The following is a 3,155-nucleotide window of genomic DNA, read 5'->3' as shown; positions in this document are numbered from 1 at the left end:
AGCTAGCCCTACTGCTGGCGTGGTAACGGGCGAGTGCGTGTGCTCTTTCACCGGTGCGCCTCATCCGATGTTCTCTACCAGAGTGAAGGCCCTCAAATGATTCAACTCTTGCAAAAAATCCAACTCTTCCCCAAGCTTAACGACTTCTTACGCGAGATGTGCAGCGCGACAGAACTGCAGGAATTGCTAGGCTTAACCCCCTATCAATTCAAAGACTTAGAGAAAAAGGGCGTGTTTGAGCCCTCCAAATGCGTGGTGTTTTACACAGACGAGCATAACAAAACCATCGTATGCGCCCCGCTCAAATACAACACCCGCCTAAGCATTCTAGCCTACACCAAACACCTCCAGCCCCAATTAGAGGGGCTCAAAAGGCAGGGCAAGATCATCGATGAACTAAAATGCACCCTTAAAACCCTGCAAAGACAAGATAAGCGTATAGGGCTACAAAAAGAGCGCATCGCTGGGCTGGCTGAAATTAAGGCCACTTATGACCAAGAAAACCGCGATCTAAAAGCCCAAGTTAACGCCCTTTTAGAGCAGAACAAAGCCCTAGAGACAAAAACTTCGGAGGAATTAGCCGCCATTTTTGGGGTGGATAGAGAGGCGATATTCTATTACACCAGCATGGGCGTGTGTGTGAAGAGCACCTACAAAAGCTGGGACTTCCAGCAGAGCGTGCAAAACTATATCGCCCACTTGCGCGCGCTCAAAGAACCCGACCCCAATAGCATTAGCACCCACACCCTTAGCCAAATTTTGGGCTTAACCAAGGCGCGCATTTACCAATTAGATCAGGCGGGCATTTTAGTCAAGCTCGACCATGACAACTGGAATCTCACAGAGTCTTTGAAGAACTTCATCACCTATAAACTCCAAAACGAGGAGAGTGATCTAGGTATTGCGCGCGCACGCAAAGAACTCGCCGATGCCAAACTCAAAGAACTCTCTTATAAGGAACGCGTGGGGGAATTATTGACCTTTGACACCATCGCTAAGGCTCTCCAAGACATTGCCATGACCATTAGCAATAAACTCTACAGCCTGCCTCACATTCTAAAGCGCAAACACCGCCTAGACGCGCCTTTTATCCAAACCCTCAATGAGGAAATAGAGGCTATTTTGAGCGAACTGCAAGACCCACAAGTCTATGAACAGGCCTCTGTAGCCCTGCAAGAGCAGGCCCAACAAACCCTAGAACTAGAAAAACTCCATGCGCATACCCGTGCTGGTTTTGGAGGCGACTATGCTAGCCCAGAAGACCAAATTTAAACCCTTTAGAGTGCGTACCAATCCGCCCAATCAGATCGCCCGCCTCAAAGAGGCCTTTGCCAAGGCCATTTTCATCAAACCCCATTTAGACCTGCTAGAGTGGGCACAGACCTACCGCGTGTTGAGCAAAGAGAGCAGCGCACTCTTTGGGCGTTTTAATGCTTTGAGCTATCAGAGAGAACCCATGCAGACTATTAGCAACCCCTCCATTAGCGAAGTGGTTTTAATGTGGGGCGCACAGCTAGGTAAAAGTGAAATTCTTAACAACACCATTGGCTATTTCATCCACCAAGACCCTAGCACCATTCTCTTTCTGCTCCCCACAGAAGACCTAGCCCAAGACTATTCCAAACGCCGATTAGCTCCCATGTTTAGAGACATTCCCGAACTACACGAGCTCATAGAGGACAAAGAGGCCAATAACACCATTCTAACCAAGAACTTCAAGGGGGGCAATTTGGCCTTAGTGGGCTCTAATAGCCCCTCTAAGCTCTCTAGCAAGCCCATTAAAGTTTTAATCGTAGATGAGTGCGATCGCTGCATGAACACCAAGGAGGGACATAGCATTGTGCTGGCCCAAAAGCGCACGGCGACCTACTTTGACAAAAAGATTATCAAAGTGTCCACCCCCACGCTCAAAAACCATAGCTATATCGAAGCAGAGTTTGAAAGCAGCGACAAACGCTTTTACTTTGTGCCCTGCCCTCATTGTGGCTTTGAACAGACCCTAGTTTTAAGCGGGGTGGTCTATGATGTAGACCCCCAACAAAAGCCTATCTATAACACCATCGCCTACAAGTGTATTGAGTGTGAAGGCCTGTGGAGTGAGACGCAGAAACAACAAGCCGTCTCTAAGGGCAAATGGATAGCCACCAATGCTAATGAACACACCAAAGACAAGGCGGGCTTTTTTCTCAATGCCCTCTATAGCCCCTTTGTGAGCATGGCCGAGATCATCAAGGACTATTTTCACGCTTTGGGCAATCCTGCTAGCATGCAGGTCTTTACCAACACGCAGGAAGCTTTGCCCTATGAGCCCCCTAGCATTGTCTTTGGAGAACAGGCCCTATTTGCACGCAGGGAAGACTACAGCGCGACTAATTTGCCCGATGAGATCCGCTTTATCACAGCGGGGGTAGACGTGCAGGCAGACAGACTAGAGGTAGAATTTAAAGGCTGGGGGAATGGCTATGAGAATTGGGGGGTAAAACATCTCATCTTGAAGGGTAAGAGTAGCGATGCGCAAGTGTGGGGGCATCTCTACCAACAACTCAAACAGATCTTCTACACCACCAGCGGGCGCAGGCTGATTAGCTCGCTCAATCTGATTGACAGCGGCTTCAATGCGGAGATTGTCTACAGCTTTGTAAAAAAAGACCCCCGTTTTATGGCCTCTAAGGGGCATAGTGAGCAGAGTGGAAAAAAGCCCATCATTGAGAAGCCCAAGCTCATTGCTAAGGGCGTGAAATTCTGTAACATCGGCACATACAAGGCCAAGAGTGAGATATTCAGACTTTTGGGGGTGGAACACATTGGAGCGGGGTATTGCCACTTCCCTAATGACTACCCTTTAGAATACTTCCAACAACTCACTGCCGAAAAGCTAGAAAAGAATGTCAACACCAGGGGTTATGAGTCCTTGCGCTGGGTGAAAGTGCGCGAGCGTAACGAAGCCCTAGACTTGTTTGTGCTCAACCTAGCCGCGGCTAAATTCTTAAAGGTCTTGGACAACATTGCACAGGAGGCAAAACATGGATAACCAGCCCATTGAAAGTGTGGACTTACCCCCTAATTTAGAGCCCCTTAAAAAAGCGCGCGCCAATGTGCGCCCTGAACAGGTGGGCTTGGCTAGCCTCAAAGATGAACCCAACATCCCCAAAGAG

The 3,155-nt window shown here is 48.8% G+C and carries 2 protein-coding genes; both read left to right on the top strand.

All coding sequences use genetic code 11. From position 1 onward, the window contains the following. The first annotated feature begins 96 nt into the window (after positions 1-96). Positions 97-1,272 (top strand): hypothetical protein, encoded by a 1,176-nt coding sequence (locus KCO92_RS07180; RefSeq protein WP_210647485.1) that lies wholly within the window; start codon positions 97-99, stop codon positions 1,270-1,272. Next, on the top strand, positions 1,247-3,031 hold the full coding sequence (locus KCO92_RS07175) for a phage terminase large subunit family protein (protein WP_104696228.1): 1,785 nt from the start codon (positions 1,247-1,249) through the stop codon (positions 3,029-3,031). The genes KCO92_RS07180 and KCO92_RS07175 overlap by 26 nt, the downstream gene beginning before the upstream one ends. Positions 3,032-3,155 lie beyond the last annotated feature (124 nt).

It is taken from the genome of Helicobacter salomonis, assembly GCF_017979425.1.
GTDB classification, from domain to species: Bacteria; Campylobacterota; Campylobacteria; order Campylobacterales; family Helicobacteraceae; genus Helicobacter; species Helicobacter salomonis.
The sequence above is the reverse complement of the archived record's forward strand: the minus strand, read 5'-3'. Positions and strand labels throughout refer to the sequence as shown.

Excerpts from the sequence above, each read along its gene's own strand:
- KCO92_RS07175 (WP_104696228.1), top strand. The coding sequence starts at position 1,247 with ATGCTAGCCCAGAAGACCAAATTTAAACCCTTTAGAGTGCGTACCAAT.
- KCO92_RS07180 (WP_210647485.1), top strand. The coding sequence starts at position 97 with ATGATTCAACTCTTGCAAAAAATCCAACTCTTCCCCAAGCTTAACGAC.